Source organism: Alteromonas sp. S015, assembly GCF_036864485.1.
Lineage (GTDB): Bacteria > Pseudomonadota > Gammaproteobacteria > Enterobacterales > Alteromonadaceae > Alteromonas.
The window spans coordinates 78,893-96,542 of record NZ_JAZETO010000009.1 but is presented as its reverse complement, the minus strand read 5'-3'; the positions used below and the strand labels follow the sequence as shown (position 1 = coordinate 96,542).

At 43.1% G+C, this 17,650-nt stretch carries 21 protein-coding genes; 10 read left to right on the top strand and 11 right to left on the bottom strand.

Going from position 1 to position 17,650, the window contains the following annotated elements; all coding sequences use genetic code 11:
* Window positions 1-24 precede the first annotated feature (24 nt).
* The 11 genes from V7R42_RS16755 to flgA form a co-directional block, all read right to left on the bottom strand.
* Window positions 25-444, bottom strand: coding sequence for a hypothetical protein (locus tag V7R42_RS16755; protein WP_334021425.1), 420 nt, complete (start codon window positions 442-444; stop codon window positions 25-27).
* On the bottom strand, window positions 444-1,772 hold the full coding sequence (locus V7R42_RS16750; RefSeq protein ID WP_334021422.1) for a FliI/YscN family ATPase: 1,329 nt from the start codon (window positions 1,770-1,772) through the stop codon (window positions 444-446). The genes V7R42_RS16755 and V7R42_RS16750 overlap by 1 nt, the downstream gene beginning before the upstream one ends.
* Window positions 1,762-2,400 (bottom strand): hypothetical protein, encoded by a 639-nt coding sequence (locus V7R42_RS16745; RefSeq protein WP_334021421.1) that lies wholly within the window; start codon window positions 2,398-2,400, stop codon window positions 1,762-1,764. Before V7R42_RS16745 ends, V7R42_RS16750 begins: the two co-directional genes overlap by 11 nt.
* Window positions 2,400-3,413 (bottom strand): FliG C-terminal domain-containing protein, encoded by a 1,014-nt coding sequence (locus tag V7R42_RS16740; protein ID WP_334021419.1) that lies wholly within the window; start codon window positions 3,411-3,413, stop codon window positions 2,400-2,402. Before V7R42_RS16740 ends, V7R42_RS16745 begins: the two co-directional genes overlap by 1 nt.
* A complete protein-coding gene (gene fliF, locus V7R42_RS16735) occupies window positions 3,406-5,181 on the bottom strand; it encodes a flagellar basal-body MS-ring/collar protein FliF (protein WP_334021418.1) in 1,776 nt (591 codons plus the stop codon). Before fliF ends, V7R42_RS16740 begins: the two co-directional genes overlap by 8 nt.
* A gap of 11 nt (window positions 5,182-5,192) precedes the next feature.
* Window positions 5,193-5,513, bottom strand: coding sequence for a flagellar hook-basal body complex protein FliE (gene fliE / locus V7R42_RS16730; RefSeq protein ID WP_334021416.1), 321 nt, complete (start codon window positions 5,511-5,513; stop codon window positions 5,193-5,195).
* Between the two features lie 30 nt (window positions 5,514-5,543).
* Window positions 5,544-6,860, bottom strand: coding sequence for a sigma-54 interaction domain-containing protein (locus V7R42_RS16725; protein ID WP_334021414.1), 1,317 nt, complete (start codon window positions 6,858-6,860; stop codon window positions 5,544-5,546).
* A 9-nt stretch (window positions 6,861-6,869) separates the two neighbouring features.
* Entirely contained in the window at window positions 6,870-7,718 is an 849-nt protein-coding gene (locus V7R42_RS16720) for a MotY family protein (RefSeq protein WP_334021412.1), read from the bottom strand.
* 526 nt (window positions 7,719-8,244) lie between these two features.
* Window positions 8,245-8,682: a flagellar export chaperone FlgN gene (gene flgN / locus V7R42_RS16715; RefSeq protein WP_334021410.1), complete on the bottom strand. Its 438-nt coding sequence runs from the start codon at window positions 8,680-8,682 to the stop codon at window positions 8,245-8,247.
* Entirely contained in the window at window positions 8,679-8,981 is a 303-nt protein-coding gene (flgM, locus tag V7R42_RS16710; protein ID WP_334021408.1) for a flagellar biosynthesis anti-sigma factor FlgM, read from the bottom strand. Before flgM ends, flgN begins: the two co-directional genes overlap by 4 nt.
* 73 nt (window positions 8,982-9,054) lie before the next feature.
* A complete protein-coding gene (gene flgA / locus V7R42_RS16705; RefSeq protein WP_334021405.1) occupies window positions 9,055-9,786 on the bottom strand; it encodes a flagellar basal body P-ring formation chaperone FlgA in 732 nt (243 codons plus the stop codon).
* Between the two features lie 92 nt (window positions 9,787-9,878).
* Between flgA and flgB the strand changes: the two genes are divergently transcribed.
* Genes flgB through flgK form a run of 10 tightly spaced genes read left to right on the top strand, consistent with a single transcriptional unit; the run spans window position 9,879 to window position 17,645 of the window.
* Window positions 9,879-10,250, top strand: coding sequence for a flagellar basal body rod protein FlgB (flgB, locus tag V7R42_RS16700; protein WP_334021404.1), 372 nt, complete (start codon window positions 9,879-9,881; stop codon window positions 10,248-10,250).
* Window positions 10,251-10,252: 2 nt separating this feature from the next.
* Window positions 10,253-10,666, top strand: a complete 414-nt coding sequence (gene flgC / locus V7R42_RS16695; protein WP_334021403.1) for a flagellar basal body rod protein FlgC — start codon at window positions 10,253-10,255, stop codon at window positions 10,664-10,666.
* Window positions 10,667-10,671: 5 nt separating this feature from the next.
* A complete protein-coding gene (locus tag V7R42_RS16690; RefSeq protein WP_334021402.1) occupies window positions 10,672-11,340 on the top strand; it encodes a flagellar hook assembly protein FlgD in 669 nt (222 codons plus the stop codon).
* A 5-nt stretch (window positions 11,341-11,345) separates the two neighbouring features.
* A complete protein-coding gene (locus V7R42_RS16685; protein WP_334021400.1) occupies window positions 11,346-12,557 on the top strand; it encodes a flagellar hook protein FlgE in 1,212 nt (403 codons plus the stop codon).
* 7 nt (window positions 12,558-12,564) lie between these two features.
* Window positions 12,565-13,299, top strand: coding sequence for a flagellar basal body rod protein FlgF (locus tag V7R42_RS16680; protein ID WP_334021399.1), 735 nt, complete (start codon window positions 12,565-12,567; stop codon window positions 13,297-13,299).
* 14 nt (window positions 13,300-13,313) lie between these two features.
* Entirely contained in the window at window positions 13,314-14,099 is a 786-nt protein-coding gene (flgG, locus tag V7R42_RS16675) for a flagellar basal-body rod protein FlgG (protein WP_334021398.1), read from the top strand.
* A gap of 3 nt (window positions 14,100-14,102) precedes the next feature.
* The gene (locus tag V7R42_RS16670) at window positions 14,103-14,762 is read left to right on the top strand and encodes a flagellar basal body L-ring protein FlgH (RefSeq protein ID WP_334021396.1); all 660 of its coding nucleotides are present in this window, start codon (window positions 14,103-14,105) and stop codon (window positions 14,760-14,762) included.
* An 8-nt stretch (window positions 14,763-14,770) separates the two neighbouring features.
* Window positions 14,771-15,868, top strand: a complete 1,098-nt coding sequence (locus V7R42_RS16665) for a flagellar basal body P-ring protein FlgI (protein ID WP_334021394.1) — start codon at window positions 14,771-14,773, stop codon at window positions 15,866-15,868.
* 1 nt (window position 15,869) lies between these two features.
* Entirely contained in the window at window positions 15,870-16,301 is a 432-nt protein-coding gene (locus tag V7R42_RS16660) for a rod-binding protein (protein ID WP_334021392.1), read from the top strand.
* Between the two features lie 18 nt (window positions 16,302-16,319).
* Entirely contained in the window at window positions 16,320-17,645 is a 1,326-nt protein-coding gene (flgK, locus tag V7R42_RS16655) for a flagellar hook-associated protein FlgK (RefSeq protein WP_334021390.1), read from the top strand.
* Window positions 17,646-17,650 lie beyond the last annotated feature (5 nt).

Sequence of the window (17,650 nt, the reverse complement as noted above, 5' to 3'; positions counted from 1 at the left end):
GTAAAAACGACGAGTTTTTAACTTTTAAAGGGTATGCTTAAATCTGTTGTACATCTGTGTTGCGTTTTCGTCAGCAATTTTCGCTTCGCTGTGTAGAACCTTACGTTCAGCTTCTTTTTTCCTTCTATCGACCAGTTTTTCAACACCAAGGTTAAAACGTGCCTGTGTTAAGCAAGCGCTCTGATGCCGTGTGAGATCGGTTGTCGCTTGTTCGATTTTTTCATTTTGTTTCTGTTGCATTTCGTTTAGCACAAACAGCATATTGGCTTGATTGTTTAACGCCATGCTATTTGTCATAGGGCTAACTGTTTGTAATAGCTGTTTGTAATGAAGTAGTTGTTCTGCCCGAGAGCTTTCTAGCTCGAGCGTGCTTTCTAATTGTACTTTGTGCTGCAACATTCGCTGAAGTTGCGCTTCTTTAGTCGATAAAAATTTTTGTAGCATTAGGCTTCAACTAGCGCGCGCAGTTGCGTTGATGAATCATGAAAATCAACTTTTTCATTTAAGGATTGGGTGAGGAACTGGCAAATGTTAGGGTATAGGTTAACTGCTTTGTCCATTTCTAAGTCCTTACCTGATTGGTGAGCGCCAAGAGGAATCAATTCCTCGACTTGTTTGTATTTGGAGTACAGGCGTTTTAATAGGTAGCAAGCTTTCAGTTGGTCCTCTGCGACAATATTGGGCATCACTCGGCTAATCGAAGCACCTATATCGATGGCCGGATAATGCCCTTGTTCAGCGAGTACTCGAGATAATACGACATGTCCATCTAAAATAGCGCGAGCGCCATCAACAATCGGATCTTGTTGGTCATCACCCTCAGCCAATACAGTATAAATTGCAGTCATGCTTCCTTCGCTGTGTACACTGTTACCAGCCATTTCCACAAGCCTTGTAAGCTTTCCAAATACGCTTGGTGGATAACCTTTGGTCGCGGGCGGCTCTCCAGCGGAAAGTGCTATTTCACGTTGTGCTTGGGCATAGCGGGTAAGAGAGTCGACCAGTAAGAGAACATTTTTACCTTGATCCCTAAACCAATTTGCAATGACATGGGCGTTCTCTGCACATTTCATTCTCATTAAAGGGGACACATCAGCAGGCGCGGCAATAACAATTGATTTAGCAAGTCCTTCCTCACCTAAACTATCTTCAATGAATTCTCTCACTTCCCAGCCCCTCTCTCCGACAAGGCCAACAACAACAATATCTGCAGACGTGAAGCGTGTTATCATTCCCAATAATTTGCTCTTACCAACGCCAGACCCAGCAAAGAGCCCGAGCCGTTGGCCCATACCTACAGTAAAAAGGCCGTTCAGTGCTCGTATGCCGACGTCAAGCACCCCTCTCACTTTATCTTTTTCAAGTGGATTCAGTAGTGTATGTGAAGGGTCTATTGGATCGGAATGTGAAAATTCCCCTTTATTGTCTATTGGTTTACCTAAACCATCTATAACGCGACCGAGAAGCTCTTCTCCAATGTAAAGGCGCTGTTTGTGAGACGTTGCTTTAACACGGGCGTTTGTCGATATTCCGTCTACGTGCTCAAGCGGCATCAAATATGCCGTATCACCGTTAAACCCAATCACTTGAGCTTGAATCCATTTTCCTTGCGCATTTTCTACTTGATAGGATTTCCCAAGGGTGTATTCCCCACCGATGACAGACAGAACCATTCCATTGATTTGAGTGAGCCGCCCAAAGGTTTGGCTGCTGTCTGTTCGGGTTAATGTGTTACTTATAACACTTAAGCGAGCAGCAAGGTTATTCTTCATCGCGACTAAGGGCAGTAATAAGTTGGTTTATCAAGCCATCAAGCCGTTCTTGATAATTGATTTCATGAAATTGAGAATGACTTACTAGCCGAATTTGTAATGGCGCTAACGATGAGTTCAAGCAAATGGCTATATCTCTGACTTGTTTTATTTGGACGCTCGACCAAACAGCGAACACTGATTCTCCCATCTGAATTTCAGTGATGTCTTCGGTAATGGGAAGTGTTGAAAGTAAACGTTCAATGCTCGCTATGCTTTGCGAAGACTCTGTAGATAACGCCTGATCAAGTACTTCGCTACAAACCCTTGTAATTACCGAGATAACCGTATTGGTTAAATCTGTATCACGTTGTTTTTCGTTGTCTTTAATTTGGTCAACAAGGTGTTCAAATTCTCGTTGATATCGCTCGTGATACGTTTTATCTAGTTCAAGAGTCACTTCATCTTTAAGGCTAGACTGGGCTTCCAACAGTTGTTGTTCTAATTCATCCCTTAACGCAGTTTCTCGCTCTTTACTACCGGCGGCTTTTCCCTCTAAAAAGCCACGTTCATATGCGTCTTCACATAGCTGTTCAGTGGTCATTCTGCTTGGCTGACCATCCATACGAGGGAAGCTATAAACCGCCATTAGTCGTTTCCTACCGTTTCTTCGTTAAACAGTACGTAATCAATTTCGCCGTTATCTATCATTCGACGAACAATTCCCATAATTTCTTTCTGTGTCTGTTGTACTTTACTTATGGGTTGGTTCCGCGTAGAACTCAACTGTTGTTGATAGACCGAAGCAAGACGCTTGGGAAGCGAATCAAGGAGTTTATTAACCATATCTCTATCGCAGCCTTTAAGCGCAACAAGCCATAGTTCATCGGGGATTTCATTAAACAGGCTAGCAAGCGTTTCTTCGTTTTGAGAGGCCAACGTTGAAAAGCTAAACATGTGGCCTTGAATTGCTTCAGCGGTATCTTCACTATGCATTTTAAGCAGTGATAGCATTTCTTCTTTGTTGCCGTTATATCTATTTACTAACTCTGCAACTAGCTCAACGCCGTTCACTTTCGCGCCAACCTGGTCACCTACGAACTCAATACAAGATTGCAGTGTATACTTTAGGTCTTCTATTAAGTATTCGCTTACGTCCGTCAGTTGAGCAATACGAAAAAGAATGTCATCGTGTTTATCTTCCGGCATTAAAGACAGTACATTTGATGCGACTTCTGCTGGCAGAAAGGCAAGGACAAGGGCTTGCATCTGAATGTGTTCTTGTTGAATAAATCTAACAAGTAATTCAGGGGGGACCCATTCAAGGCGTTTTACATCGTCAGCTAATGCGCCGCCGTAGATATCATCTAACATATTTCGCGCAAGCTTGCGTCCAATTGCTTTATCCAGTGCTCTCTCTAAGTAAGCTCTGGATGCCCCACTAACGCCACTTTCTTCGCGGTATTTATTGAAAAAATCTTGCAAAATATAGGCAATATCTTCTTGAGAGACGTTTGATAATTTCGCCATCCTATCCGACAGCTTTTCCACTTCGTAACGTCCCAGCTTTTTAATAACGCCTGCGGCATTTTCTTCGCCCATTGAGAGCAAGAGAATACTTGCTTTGTCTAAGTCTGTAATTACACCTGTGCTATTATTCATTACCAGCTCTCTCAACGTTTACACCACGATCTACCCAGTGTTTTATAACTGCACTTACTCGTTCCGGCTCTTTAGCTGCGAGTAGTCGCATATGCTTAATTTGTTCGTCAAATGCGCTTCCTACGTCAGGTAGCATCATATGAATTCCGGAGCGTTCCTCTGAATCTGATGCCGAAGTTGATGTCGAATACCCATCTGCTTCATCGTCTGCAGGCGACACTACCGAAACGGAATCGCTTGAGGTGTCGTTTAATTCACTGGACGAAGGTGTCGATGAGGTTGACAAATCATCGTTGTCGCCGCTCATTTTATCTTTTCGGTTTGTGTTGCCTGCGCCTCTATCGTTTGAAACTAAGTTCTTAACGAGTGGGCGAACGCCAAAGATAAGAATGAGTATAGAAATGAGTAAACCAATTAAATAACGGGCGTAATCGTGAATGATAGGTAGCTGCCACCACGGTACTTCTTGCATTGGGTTGTTGATACTTTCAATTTCAGTAAATGGAAAGCTTGATATATTAAATTGATCGCCACGTGCGCTTTGAAAACCGGTTGCCGCTTTAACCATATTCCCTATTTGTTCCAACTGCGTGTCCTCCCAAAGCTTATTGGGCGCCACAGTGTCATTGAGCAATACAGAAACACTCATTGAAGTAAGACGGCCTACTTCGTACTTTGTGTGCTTCACAACACGCCCATGTTCGAATTCACGTGAGCTTTCCGTTCTCTCTGTGGTTCGTTGATTATCATCGTCGCCTTCAGTTTCATTGCCACCCACTGGCGGAGTATTAGCAAGAGTACCTGGAATACCGAGTGCAATCTGATCTAACGTGTTATCTGATTTCGTTCTTTCTGATGCAACAATCGCTTCGGGATCTATTTCTTCTTTCGTTTCTTCAACGACGTTAAAATCTACATCAGATGAAACTTGAATGCGGAAGTTGCCATCTCCTAAAATCGGAAGAAGCATAGCGCTTGCGCGTTGTGTGATGTTGTTTTCCAAAGACTCTTTGAATGCGAGTTTTTTATTTGATTGCTTCCCAATCGGTGACTCGTCATAAAGATGACCAGAGAGCAACTGACCACGTTGGTCGACGACTGATATATTTTTCGGTTCCAACCCAGGTACGCTGCCAGCTACAAGGCTGACAATTGATTCAACCTGTTCGTTTTGTAATTGATATCCAGGTGCTAAATCTACCATCACCGAGGCTGCTTTTTTTTCTTCAGAACGACCAACAAACAGCTGGCGTTTAGGAAGCGCCAAGTGCACACGGGCGTTGCGAACGCCGTCCATCGTTATGATTGTATGGGCAAGCTCTCCTTCAAGGGCGTGATGGTATTGCTTCGTCTCCATGAATTGACTGGTCGCCATAGAGACTTTGTCTTGAATGGTCGATAAACCTTCTGGCATCGCTGCTTTGATGCCTCTAGCTGAAAGCGTTATTCTCGCGTCGGCAAGTTTATTTTGTGGTACGAGAATGTTCCCTGAATCACTGTCAATTTTGAACTCGAATTCTTCGTTTTCAAGAACTTCAACAATCTGTGCCTTATCATAATGTTCCTGATTGCCGTACAATGGCACATAATTTTGTGCTGAGGTCCATAAGCCTACAACAATAACTGCAGCCACGAGGGAAGCGAGAAGTGCGATAGATGCTACGCTTTTATTTCCGCCCAAGACATTACCTGAGAGTATCTCTATACGCTCTTTGAAGTTAGGCGTTGCTACTTGCGGAAGGGATTGTGGCACGATATTTTGGCTCATTTACACATACCTTAAAGTGACATTCTCATCACGTCATCAAAACTGTTCATGACTTTGTTTCTGACTTCGACAAGCATAGAGAAACTCAGACTCGCTTTTTGACTCGCTACCATAGCGCCCACTACATCTTGCGACTGTCCGGTGTCTACTGCTTTCATCATTTCTGATGCGAGATTTTGGTCGTGATTAATATTCTGAATAACTTGAGCAAAGTCTTCTGCTACACCGTTGTTTTGAATTGCTTTTAGTGGAGCACTGTCAAGGTTATTCGCTTGATTTACTTGCTCCATCCAAGAGATCATTGAAGCTTGAGAATGAATAGGGGAAATCATAATTCTGTTCCTAGAAGTATTCGTTAATGATTAATAAGCCGGAATTTCTATACCGTGTTCTTTCATAGCAGCGATCTTGTAACGCAAAGCTCTTGTTGTCATGCCAAGTGCTTTAGCCGTATCTGTGCGCTTACCCTTAAATCTGACCAATAGCTCTCTTATATATTCGTACTCGGCTTCCTGTTTGCTTTCTTTTAGTTTGGCTGCACAAAATCCCGCTACTTTTTCTATCGTTGGTGTAATTTCCACGGGTAGGTTCAAATCGGAAGTCTGTATTTCACTTCCTCTCGCTAAAACAACGGCCCGTTGAATAACGTTTTCCAGCTCTCTAATATTGCCTGGCCAGTTGTATTGGGTGAGTACGGCAGCGGCGGCTTCACTAATAGTGAAATGCCCGTTACCATAGCGATTAATAAAGAAATCGATAAGTGGAAGTATGTCGTCTCTGCGTTCAGCAAGACTTGGCATGGTTAATGGAAGCACGTTAAGTCTGTAGTAAAGGTCTTCTCTAAATTCGCCGTTTTGAACAAGTTCTTTTAGGTCTCTGTTCGATGCGGCAATAATACGAACGTCCAGCTTAATTAAGCTATTACTTCCTAACCGTTCTACTTCACGTTCTTGTATCACACGAAGTAACTTGGCTTGGAGAGCTAAGGGCATCTCGGAAATCTCATCAAGTAGCAAAGTGCCACCATTTGCAGCCTCGAATTTACCTATTTGATTACTGATAGCGCCAGTGAACGCGCCTTTATTGTGACCAAACAAAATCCCTTCAAGCATTTGCTCCGGCAGCGCTGCGCAGTTTACGGCGACATAGTTTTCATTTTTTCTATCTGACGCGCTGTGAATGAATCGCGCTAGCTTTTCTTTTCCTGTACCTGACGCGCCTAATAACAATACTGTAGCGTCAGTGCATGCCACTCTGTTCGCCATTTGCAATAAACAACGGCTAGCGTGGGCGGTGGCTATCATATCCTTAGTCCCGTTTATTAGAGACGTAATATGACGTAGACATTTGCGAAATTGTTCAGACAAGAATGGCACGATCAAATAGTCAATAGCACCCGCTTCCAAACACAATGAAGATAATTTGCTCTGGCTGGCATCAACAAGACAAACAATTTGAAGTGTGCTGTTGCAACTAAGCAACATGGGAATAAGCTTCAATGGATCAATAGCTGAGTACGAGGCATCTACCACGACTATGGATGTTGAAGGTTCACGAGCTTTTGTTATGAGTTTTGCGAGGTCGTTGGTATGAACGAGTTCATAGCCTTCATCTTTCGCAACGCTGTAACAAGTGCGGCTGCAATCCTCTGAAGCGATATGTAATATAACGGGTTTCATATGTTCGACCTAATCAACTTTTTTAACTAAGCGAATAGTGACTCGCCTGTTGGAAGAGAGCTGGTTGTTTTCTTTACGTGGATAGCGGTTGCCATGGGCACGCACTTCAAGCAAGTTCCTATCTAATCCGCTTTCGATAAGATGTGCTGCGACTTCGTCAGCACGCTCTTGGGACAACATTCGATTGGCTAAGTTACTGCCGGCATCATCGCTATGGCCATCAACCATAATTTTTGTGACGGTGCTATCAAACGGAAGATAACGCATGAGTACACCTAAGCGTTGTTTTTGGGAAGGTGAAAGTTGTGTGTGGTTATTCTCGAACATAAGTTCGGTAAATCTTGCTGCACTCCAAGTAAGGGGCGACATATCGTCCATGCATTGATAAAAAAGCGCTACAGAATGGTGTCCAAACAAAGTAGTGAATACGGCAATTTCAGTTTCAGATCCAGAACGGCTTTTTACGAAAAGCCTATCACCGACATTTACCGCTTCAATAAACTCAGTTGTCGCGTTTTCAAATGTGAAGTTTCCGTGTTCATCGTATCTTCCTTCAACAAAGCCTTTTGAAAGAGGTTGCTCTGACAGTTTTAATTCTGATGCGACTCGTGCAACAAATAAGGACGTAACTTTCGTGTTTTTATCTGGTGAAAATACAAAAGCGAGAGACGATTGCGGCTCTTTAATAAAAGCTACCGTCCCAAATCCATATATGTCTTGGGAGAGCTTGCATTGAAAAGGCGATGTTTCCATTTTCCATTTTCCATTTTCCATTTGATTACTGATAAGTGTCGCAAATGAAGTACAAGAAAACGTAATCGCACCCAGCCAAGTAAATAAAAAAACAACCAATTTCATCACTTCAGTTTTCCCTATCAATCTAGCGCTAGCTAGACCTTTCCTTCTATTACTTTACGTTGATGGAGTCTCGAAGAAACAATGCTCTTAAGCCGCTAAAGACAGTGTCAATGATATGTCTCCATCTGGGTACAGCTGTGTTATTACTTAATTCATAGTAAATAACTACCCCTAATAAATAAATGCTAACAAGCGTCTGAATAGTGGATGATAGGTATGACTTTGCATACGCAAATATTTCAGTTATACCTTCAATTAACTAACAGAATCTTTTTCTGACAGATGGGGGGATTGTTTTGAAGTGCGCAGGAATTCAAGGCCTCGGCGATAGCTTCATCGTCGCTTTAAAATTTCACGAGCATGAGCTATCCCCTAAGATGCTAGCGTAGTGTATTTTTGGTGTATGATCTCTAATACATCTCGTTGTAGATTTACGTTAGGTAGCAGGTAAGGAAAAGATGACAGGTAAAAGAGAATGCAAAAAACCGTCATCTATTTTTACTATAACTAGATTGAGAGGTGCGGGTTAAAATTTAACCAGTTGGTCTGGATAGCTGTTGGTTGCATTGCCACCTATCACAGACTTTAATAATTCGTTCTGTGAAGAGAGTAGCAGGCCATTACGTTGATTTTTTGCTTTACACAATTTATTAAAAGCTCTTATCTCGTTTGTTAATGGCGAAGCAATTTGACGCAGCTCTTTTGGAAGCATATTTATAAATTCTGATACTACAGTATTAGAAGGTCCGTCGAACCATTCATTAAACAATCTGTCTCGAGCGGCTTGGCTTGTTTTAACGCTCTCAATAAGCGCCATGGCTTGTTCGTTTATTGTGCTTAACAAATCAGTGTCGCGGTTAATTAGCGCAACGTACTGATCATCTAAAAGGCGGTTTAGCGCTTTTAATTTGGTCGCATCTGACTTAAGCGACTTGATAACGGCAACCAATTCTTGTGTTTTCATGAGCGCGTAGCATTTAAAATTTCGTTTGCAAGTTCTGCTGTGTCTGTATTCAGTGTACCAGACGCTATTTGTGCGCGTATTGCATTAACACGAGCAAGATCGACCTCATCTTCGACCTTTAATGACGCCAACGTTTCCTGTGCAGATAGACTTAATTGGCTCACTTGATTACTTTCATTTTTAGCATTCTGCTTTATTTCAGATACTTGTGAAGGTTTCTGATCTGAATGTTCTTTCGCGTTCAGTGCTGATACAGCTGAGCTGGTTGCTGTACTCGTTATTCTGGTGTCAATTGTCATGTCTTTCATGCTCTTTAATACGATAAATCAATTACAATAATTAAAAGCGGAAGCGAAAAGAAAAAACTTAAATTTAATTTTCACTTTTTACTAAATTTTCTCCAATAACTTTGGCTTGTATAATTTTTTCAGAGGAAAGGTTTCGAACCTTGATACTTTCACCAAGTTTCCCATCCTCTAATGCTTCAACTTTTACTGACGCTACAAAGCCAGTTCCTTCTGCTTGCAGGGTTACAATTTCTCCACGTACGACGAGGTCTGGAGCCGATAAATACGAGAAAGTGATAGCCTGATGTTGCTTTATTTTACGTTTTACCCGGTAACCCTCTATTTGCGATGCGCGAGTCAAAAAACCACCTCGAAGGACGCTAATTTCAGTAGACGCTGAGGTAAGCATACTTGGGCTAATGTATTCACCGACATTGATTTGTCTTTTAGCGACTAAGGCGGGCGTCCAAACTTTAATGTTTGCATAGCCGCGATAGGAGGTTTCGCCTTCACACTCTATTTCATAGCGGACTTTCTTAATCGGTGCGGTATCTGCAGAACGCCGTCGTACTTGCATATCTGTACACGAAGACTGCTCTAATCTGTGAGGCAATTTTACATCAACATCAACCTTTTCTATCGCATGTCCTCTTTTTTGAAAGAAGGAATTGACGTCAGAAATAACAAGCTTTTCAAAAATATCGCTTTGTGAACTAGCCGCGCTAAAACATGAAATACTCCATAGCAATAACGTGCGGCTAATTTGTTTTCCCCTCGGAAGTCGCACTTCCGCAATACGGCTTAAAAAACGTTTCATAAGTACCTACATGTTTGTTTTTTATGGGTTATTTCTATTGGTATGGTTCTTGATTGAACCTTGGAAACCTCTGTTAGGCTAAAAGTGAAACTATGGAAATCTTTGACAAAGCACTTGGTGTTCATCCGTACTCATTGCAAGTGCGATTAGATAGAGCTGAGATTATCACAAGCAATTTGGCGAATGTCGATACTCCAGGATATTTAGCAAGAGACATTGATTATCAAAATGTCATGCAATCAGTAAGTGCCAAACTTGAATCAAGCTTTCACTCTGACGCCATGAGCGGTGGAAGGGATCAAGTAAAATATCGCGTTCCCTATCAATCATCGCCCGATGGGAACACAGTAGATCTTAATGTCGAACAGGCAAAATTTGCGTCTAACAGTATGGATTTTCAGACGGCCATAACATTTTTAAACATGAAGATTGAAGGCCTTCACAAAGCGATAAGAGGTGAATAACTATGTCATTTGATGCCATCTATTCAACAGGGGCTAGTGCAATGAGAGCGCAAGTTATGCGTTTAGACACAATTGCATCAAACTTGGCTAACGCAAACACCGTAGCGTCTTCGGAAAATGATGCATATCGCGCGGTGAAACCTGTTTTTGAAACGGTATACCAGCAAACAGAAACGTCTTTTTCCGCACAAGTGAACATGGCTGGAGTGGTACAAACAGATAGGCCAGTAGACCAGCGATATGAGCCAAACAATCCGCTCTCTGATGCAGATGGGTATGTCTATTATTCCAACGTAAATGAATTAGAAGAAATGGCCGACATGATGTCAGCCTCTCGTAGTTTTCAGACCGCTACATCTGTACTTAATCGCGTCTCTGGTATGCAACAGAGCATTCTCTCATTGGGACAAAGGTAACCATTATGGTCAATGTAACTAGCGCAAGTAATCAAACTCAAACAACGTTTAACAGCGGTAGTATCACATCTAATGCGGGTAGCGCAGAAGATTTATCCAACATGTTTTTGGAGCTTTTGGTTGCTCAGGTGAGCCATCAAAATCCATTAGATCCAATGGATGGAACTGAATATGTAAGTCAACTAGCAGAGTTTTCAAGTGTTGAGAGTTTGCAGAGTTTAAGGGCTGACTCCGAGCGAAGCCTCAATATGCAGCAAAGTCAACAAGTGCTTCAGGCATCAAGTCTCATTGGAAAACAGGTGTCAATAGAGTCAGACCAAATTGTGCTAACAGAAAATGCAAAGGTATCTGGTCATATTGAACTACAAGCACCCGCGTCTGAGGTTACAGTTCGACTGTACGATAGTGAAGGGAAAATAGTGGCTTCAAAACACGTCGAGCCAACAAATTCTGGTGTCGTGGCCTTCGACTTTGACTCACACGACGCAGGCAACTACCACATCGAAGTTCAAGCGCTCAATAACGGACGATTGCAGCCATCAAAAACGTTTGTAAATGGTGAAGTATTAAAAGTAAGCGTGGGAGACTCAGTGGACCAAATTTCGTTGATGGTTCAAGGGCTAGGTAGTCACTCACTATTGGACGTAGAACAGTTTTCAACTAACAGAGGATAATAATAATGTCCATGCTATCAATTGGTTTAAGTGGCCTTCAAAGTACTCAAAGCGCACTTGAAGTTACAAGTAATAACATCGCAAATGCTTCGACATCTGGGTTTAAAGAAGTTACCACTCAGTTTGCTTCTGTATACAGCGGGGGACAACGAGGTGGTGTTAGCGTCGCTGATTTGAACGAAAATTTCAATGTTGCTGGTGAACTCGTATCTACCGGTTCTGCACTTGATGTAGCAATCTCTGGAAACGGTTTTTACGTTGTGGATGAAGGGGCGGGTCAGTTAGCCTACACACAAGCAGGGCAGTTTGAACTTGACGCGAATCTAAATATAGTTAATGCCTTTGGCAATCAACTGCAAGGTTACTCAGTTGATGAGAACGGCAATGTAATAACAGGTGTGTTGGACGGTTTATCGCTTAATAGCTCTAACATACCCGCTGATCCAACCGACGAAGTCGCCTTTGCTTTAAACGTAGATTCTTCTAGCCCTGAGATCACCATCGCTTTTGATCCAACAGACGGGGGAAGCTACAACTATTCTCAGTCAACTCAAGTTTATGATTCACTGGGAAATAGTCATACCTTAACGCAATATTATGTGCATAGTGGAACAAACACATGGGATGTACATTATTACTTTAATGGTGGAGCGTTAGGTGCAACCGAAACCCTTAATTTTAATCCAGATGGAAGCCTGAATACAGCAGTGCCAGGCGTGGTTCCACCAATTAACATCACTATTCCAGCCGCAACGGTTGACACCGGTGCAAACGATATCAACCTCTCTATTGATATGACAGATACGACGCAGTTCGGTAGTGGATTTTCGTTGTATCGCAATGACGCAGACGGCTATACAGCGGGTGAATTTGCCGGCATTTCAATTGAAAAAGATGGCAGTGTTTTGGCCACATTTACCAATGGGGAAACGCTATTGCAAGGTCAAATAGTGTTAGCCACATTTGCCAATTTAAACGGTTTAGAAAACGCCAATAATACCTCTTGGTATGCAACCGCTGAATCGGGTGATGCTCTGTATGGGACTCCTGAAGAAGGTAACTTCGGCGAGTTGCTAGCGGGGGCTTATGTAGGTTCTAACGTTAATATAAGTGAACAGTTAGTTGATTTACTTGCTTTTCAACAAAGCTATCAAGCCAATGCAAGAACAGTAAGTAGCGCTGATGAAATGATGCAAGTTTTGTTTAACGCGGTGTAAATAAAGCATGGAAAAGCTCATATATACAGCGGTGTCGGGCGCTGACCTCAATCAAACAGCTCTGCGTATTTCAGCTAACAATTTAGCCAATGTAAATACAGCGGGGTTCAAATCGGATTTAGAGCAAGCGCGCAGCGTGCTGGTTTCAGGTCAAGGTTTTCATACCCGCTATCAAGCGCAAATGATGCCTGTTTCTACCGACATGTCGTCGGGTGCTCCGATGGAAACAGGCAGAGAGCTCGATGTATTACTTGGCGACAATGCAATGCTCTCGGTGAGCGATGAAGCTGGAAATGTCGCTTATACAAGAAAAGGCAACTTATCGGTAAGCGCAGACGGTGTATTGCTGGCTAATGGCAGACCTATATTAAATGGCAATGCGGAAATAGTACTTCCCGAATTTGCAGATATTGATATTGCTGAAGATGGCTCAGTGAATGTGTTGCCGGTGGGGGGAGGTGTCACTGAGCAAGTTGCACGTATCAATTTAGTGTCATTTGAAAACGCAGCGATGGTTAAAGGGACCGATGGTTTATTTCGAACTTCAGATGGAGATGTATTGCCAGCGCAAGATGATCTAAAGCTTAAAACGGGATTTCTTGAAAGTTCAAATGTCAACGCTGTTGAAGAGATGGTGAAGACGATGATGATAGGCAGAGAGTTTGAAATGAATATCAAAATGATTAGCACAGCGGAAGAACTTTCAGAATCAGGTGACAGACTCGTTCGCGGTAACGGTTAATAAGGAAGAAAACAATGAATGCAGCATTATGGGTAAGTAAGACAGGCCTTGCCGCACAAGATATGCGAATGGCTACAATTTCGAATAACCTTGCCAACGTTAACACCACAGGTTTTAAGAAAGACCGGGTAATGTTTGAAGATTTAATGTACCAAATACAGCGCCAGCCTGGGGCGCAGAATGACGCGCTTAACCAAACGCCTTCAGGAATTCAGGTTGGCACCGGTGTGCGTGTTGCTGGAACTGAAAAGATGTTTAGTTCTGGTGCTATGGAAACTACATCGAACCCGCTTGATGTCGCTATAGCCGGAGACGGTTTTTTTCAGATAGAAAACCCTGATGGCGAAATTCTGTTTACGAGAAACGGACAGTTTCAATTAAATTCAGATGGCACTATTGTCAATAGCAATGGGCTTCCTCTTTCACAATTTATTGCACTTCCAGAAAACACCACGAGTGTCACTATTGGTAGAGACGGCACGGTTTCGGCTGTCGTTGCCGGCCAGGCACAGTTAGAAGAGGTTGGCCAGATATTGACAGTGACATTTGTAAATCCAGCAGGTTTGGAGGCACTCGGGGGAAATCTATTTCGTGAAACAGCATCTTCTGGTGAGCCACTTGAAGGTATACCAGGAGAAGATGCGCGTGGAGAGTTGAGACAAAATACCCTGGAAGGTTCTAATGTAAGCGTTGTTGATGAAATGGTGAATATGATTGCGGTTCAACGCGCTTACGAGATGAATGCGCGAGTTGTCTCAGCGGCAGATGAAATGTTGCAGTTTATGAGCCAAAGCGTGTAAATCATGAGAACGCTAATTTTCGCTTGTATCCTTGTTTTTTTAGGTGGTTGCAGTAGCACTGTCGAGCCTACAGAAAAGCCTGCATCGAACGTGCGTCAAGCGTTGGAATATGACCAGCCTGCAATGGAAAGAAAAGGCAGTTTGTTTAAGAGCAATCAAATGTTAACACTGTTTGCTGATAGACGAGCCTATAGGGTTGGAGATATTTTGACCGTTGTGCTAAATGAGCGAACACAGTCGAGTAAACGCGCGGCTACCGCGTTAGAAAAAGATACGGAAATAGGCCTGGCAGTGCCCAATGCAGGTAATCTCAATACAAACGATTTGAATCTAGGAATCAACTCCAGCAGTGCATTTGACGGAAGTAGCCAAGCGAATCAAGAGAACTTTTTATCAGGTGCGATCTCCGTTCGTGTAACACGAATTTTACCGAATGGGGCAATGCTGATTAGCGGGGAAAAACACCTCACCCTTAACCGAGGCGATGAATATATTCGCTTGGAAGGCGTAGTAAGGCCTGAAGATATAGACGTTTCAAACCGCGTATCTTCACAGCGAATAGCCGATGCAAGTATTAGCTATTCTGGCGAGGGTGACCATAATAACGTTAATCGCCCCGGCTGGTTTACACGGCTATTTAATTACTTTCTAAATCCATTTTAAGGTCTGCCATGCCACGTTCTTTACTCTTTGTATTATCTCTTCTTTTTTTCGCTGCCCATATATCAGCAAAGCCGTTGTTAGATATGGTAGATATTGAAGGTGAGCGCGAAAACCAATTGGTAGGGTATGGTTTAGTCGTTGGACTTGCCGGTTCGGGTGACAAGAACCAGGTTCGCTTCGCTGCCCAATCGCTTAACAACATGCTACAGCAGTTTGGTGTCCAAATGGACGAAAACAACCTGCCTAGGGCGAGAAATGTGGCAGCGGTGGCGGTTACCGCTTCATTATCTACTACCACAGGCGTAGGACAGACATTAGACGTAACGATCACCTCACTAGGTGACGCTAAGAGTCTTCACGGCGGAACACTGATGCTAACCCCTCTTTACGGTGTAGATGGTGAAGTTTATGCCTTAGCACAAGGTAATATCATCGTTGGTGGCATCAATGCATCCGGTTCAAATGGGTCTTCGGTAACGGTTAACGTACCCACGGCTGGTCTTATACCAGGTGGCGCTATTGTCGAGAGAGAAATTCCTCAGGACGCTTTGCAACCCGAATTAGTTATGCATTTAAAACAACCTAATTATAAGACCGCCCGCAATACTGTTTTAGCGATTAATGACGTATTTGGGCCAGGTGTTGCCCAAGCGCATAGCCAAAGCCGAATTGTCGTAGGGGCACCGCTGGACCCAAATCAACGCATAACTTTTCTATCAATGTTGCAGGATGTAGATGTAGATACAGGAAGGTTAACGCCCAAAATTGTCTTTAATAGCCGCACAGGTACAGTGGTAATGAATGATGAGGTCAGGGTGAAAACAGCCGCGGTAAGTCATGGCAACATTACGATCACCATTGCTGAGCAACAAGGGATCAGCCAGCCTATTGCGCCGTTTACCAATGGTACAACAGAGAAATTTAATTCGAGCGCCATAGAAGTTAGTCAAGATAAAAGCAACATGATGTTGTGGCCAGAGGGAACGTCTCTGCAAGAAATAGTCAACGCTATAAATGCACTTGGCGCAACACCGAGTGAATTAATGTCAATCCTAATCGCATTGGACAATGCCGATGCAATTGATGGTGAGTTAGTGGTTATATAGTATGGAAATATCTAATGTTTCGGGTGGGTTGGCTATTGACCCAAGTTTTGCAAAACTAAAACACTACACCGAGAATAGTGATTCTCAAATAAAGGCTGCATCAGAACAGTTTGAAGCAATTTTTCTGCAAATGGTGCTGCAACAAATGCACGCAGGAACAGAAGCATTGGGTTCTGAAAATAGCCTATTTTCTTCAAGTTCTATGAAAACCTTTCGTGACATGTATGACAGCCAGTTGGCGCATCACCTCGCAGGACGCCAGCAACTAGGTTTTGCCGAAGCAATAACCGAACAAGTAGGCAAACAGTTAGATAGTTTTGAAAAAAAATTCAATATATCTGGCGAAGGTGACGCTTTAGATAATAAAGAACGTGAAAATGTGCAGATGCAGCAAGAATCCCAGGCCTTTCAACAGCCATTATGGATCTTGTAACTACACAAGGAATTTGCAATGAGTATGCTCCTTAATGGGATATCGGGTTTAAATGCCGCAAACGCGGGAATGGTAACGGTAAGTAATAACGTTGCAAATGCTTACGTAGACGGGTATAGCCGGCAAGCCATTCAGTTAGCAACTGCGCCCAGTGGAGTTAAACTGGTCAATATTGATCGCATCGTGAATAGCTTTTTAAATCAGGATATCTGGCGCGCACAGTCTGATTTAAGTGCTTTTATGAGTAAAGAAACGCACGTAGGGATGATGGAACAGGTCGTTGGTAACGAGTCATTAAACCTTGAAGCGGCGATTAATAGTATAGAAGATGCGTTCAATGCAGCAATGAGCTCTCCCGCCGATCCGGCTTATCGACAGCAAATCGTGAGCACAAGTGAGGGGCTTACTACACAAGTTAGTCAATTAAATGGTGCACTGGACGACTTACAATCGCGTATGGCCAATGAACTCTCATTCTCATCAAATGAGGCAAACAGTTATCTAACGCGTATTGGTGAAATAAACGAACAGGTGAAACGCTCTGAGGCGTTGGGGCAACCTACGGCAATGCTTCGCGATCAACGTGAGCAACTTATTAACGAACTGTCGTCTTATATAGCGGTTGACGCTTATGAACATGACGATGGCAGTGTGTCACTATCAACCAGTAATGGCGCGCCGCTGGTCACGGGTACCGATGTTGGCACAATCGAAGTAGTGGGCACTGACGTGTCGGTGAATTTACGTGGTCGAACCTTCGCCGTTTCCTCACATATAGGTGGCCGAATTGGCGGCATATTAGATGCTCTTCACGAAGTCATTCAACCGCAGATAGGTTCACTTAATTCAATGTTAGCTGATATGGCAGATAAGGTTAATCTTGCCTTGTCTGAAGGGGTTGATTTAAACGATGACCCAGGAGTTCCGCTTTTTGATTACGACCCTATTAACCCTATGGCTACATTGTCATTAGGGCCTGACATTACGCCAGACAAGTTAGCATTAGGCGGTCGTGTGCCAGACGGTATGGGGGGATGGATACCCGAAGGGGGAATTGGGAATAATAGTAATATTGCTAACGTTTCCGAAGTCTTAAGTAAAGCGACTGTCGATTACTCAAGTATTATTGGTGAGCTTGCAATTTTTTCTCAGCAAACAACAAGTGGACGTGAAACAGCACAGGATTTAAGCGACAACGCCATTGCTGCTCGCGATTCTATTAGCGGGGTGAATATGGATGAAGAAGCTGCCAACCTTGTTCAGTATCAGCGTCTATATGAAGCGAATGCTCGTGTGATTAGCGTTGCTGAAGAAACGTTCCGTACTTTATTAAATGCGTTTTAGGAGTG

Coding starts and splice junctions, on each gene's coding strand:
- V7R42_RS16755 (WP_334021425.1), bottom strand. CDS start 444: ATGCTACAAAAATTTTTATCGACTAAAGAAGCGCAACTTCAGCGAATG.
- V7R42_RS16750 (WP_334021422.1), bottom strand. CDS start 1,772: ATGAAGAATAACCTTGCTGCTCGCTTAAGTGTTATAAGTAACACATTA.
- V7R42_RS16745 (WP_334021421.1), bottom strand. CDS start 2,400: ATGGCGGTTTATAGCTTCCCTCGTATGGATGGTCAGCCAAGCAGAATG.
- V7R42_RS16740 (WP_334021419.1), bottom strand. CDS start 3,413: ATGAATAATAGCACAGGTGTAATTACAGACTTAGACAAAGCAAGTATT.
- fliF (WP_334021418.1), bottom strand. CDS start 5,181: ATGAGCCAAAATATCGTGCCACAATCCCTTCCGCAAGTAGCAACGCCT.
- fliE (WP_334021416.1), bottom strand. CDS start 5,513: ATGATTTCCCCTATTCATTCTCAAGCTTCAATGATCTCTTGGATGGAG.
- V7R42_RS16725 (WP_334021414.1), bottom strand. CDS start 6,860: ATGAAACCCGTTATATTACATATCGCTTCAGAGGATTGCAGCCGCACT.
- V7R42_RS16720 (WP_334021412.1), bottom strand. CDS start 7,718: ATGAAATTGGTTGTTTTTTTATTTACTTGGCTGGGTGCGATTACGTTT.
- flgN (WP_334021410.1), bottom strand. CDS start 8,682: ATGAAAACACAAGAATTGGTTGCCGTTATCAAGTCGCTTAAGTCAGAT.
- flgM (WP_334021408.1), bottom strand. CDS start 8,981: ATGACAATTGACACCAGAATAACGAGTACAGCAACCAGCTCAGCTGTA.
- flgA (WP_334021405.1), bottom strand. CDS start 9,786: ATGAAACGTTTTTTAAGCCGTATTGCGGAAGTGCGACTTCCGAGGGGA.
- flgB (WP_334021404.1), top strand. CDS start 9,879: ATGGAAATCTTTGACAAAGCACTTGGTGTTCATCCGTACTCATTGCAA.
- flgC (WP_334021403.1), top strand. CDS start 10,253: ATGTCATTTGATGCCATCTATTCAACAGGGGCTAGTGCAATGAGAGCG.
- V7R42_RS16690 (WP_334021402.1), top strand. CDS start 10,672: ATGGTCAATGTAACTAGCGCAAGTAATCAAACTCAAACAACGTTTAAC.
- V7R42_RS16685 (WP_334021400.1), top strand. CDS start 11,346: ATGTCCATGCTATCAATTGGTTTAAGTGGCCTTCAAAGTACTCAAAGC.
- V7R42_RS16680 (WP_334021399.1), top strand. CDS start 12,565: ATGGAAAAGCTCATATATACAGCGGTGTCGGGCGCTGACCTCAATCAA.
- flgG (WP_334021398.1), top strand. CDS start 13,314: ATGAATGCAGCATTATGGGTAAGTAAGACAGGCCTTGCCGCACAAGAT.
- V7R42_RS16670 (WP_334021396.1), top strand. CDS start 14,103: ATGAGAACGCTAATTTTCGCTTGTATCCTTGTTTTTTTAGGTGGTTGC.
- V7R42_RS16665 (WP_334021394.1), top strand. CDS start 14,771: ATGCCACGTTCTTTACTCTTTGTATTATCTCTTCTTTTTTTCGCTGCC.
- V7R42_RS16660 (WP_334021392.1), top strand. CDS start 15,870: ATGGAAATATCTAATGTTTCGGGTGGGTTGGCTATTGACCCAAGTTTT.
- flgK (WP_334021390.1), top strand. CDS start 16,320: ATGAGTATGCTCCTTAATGGGATATCGGGTTTAAATGCCGCAAACGCG.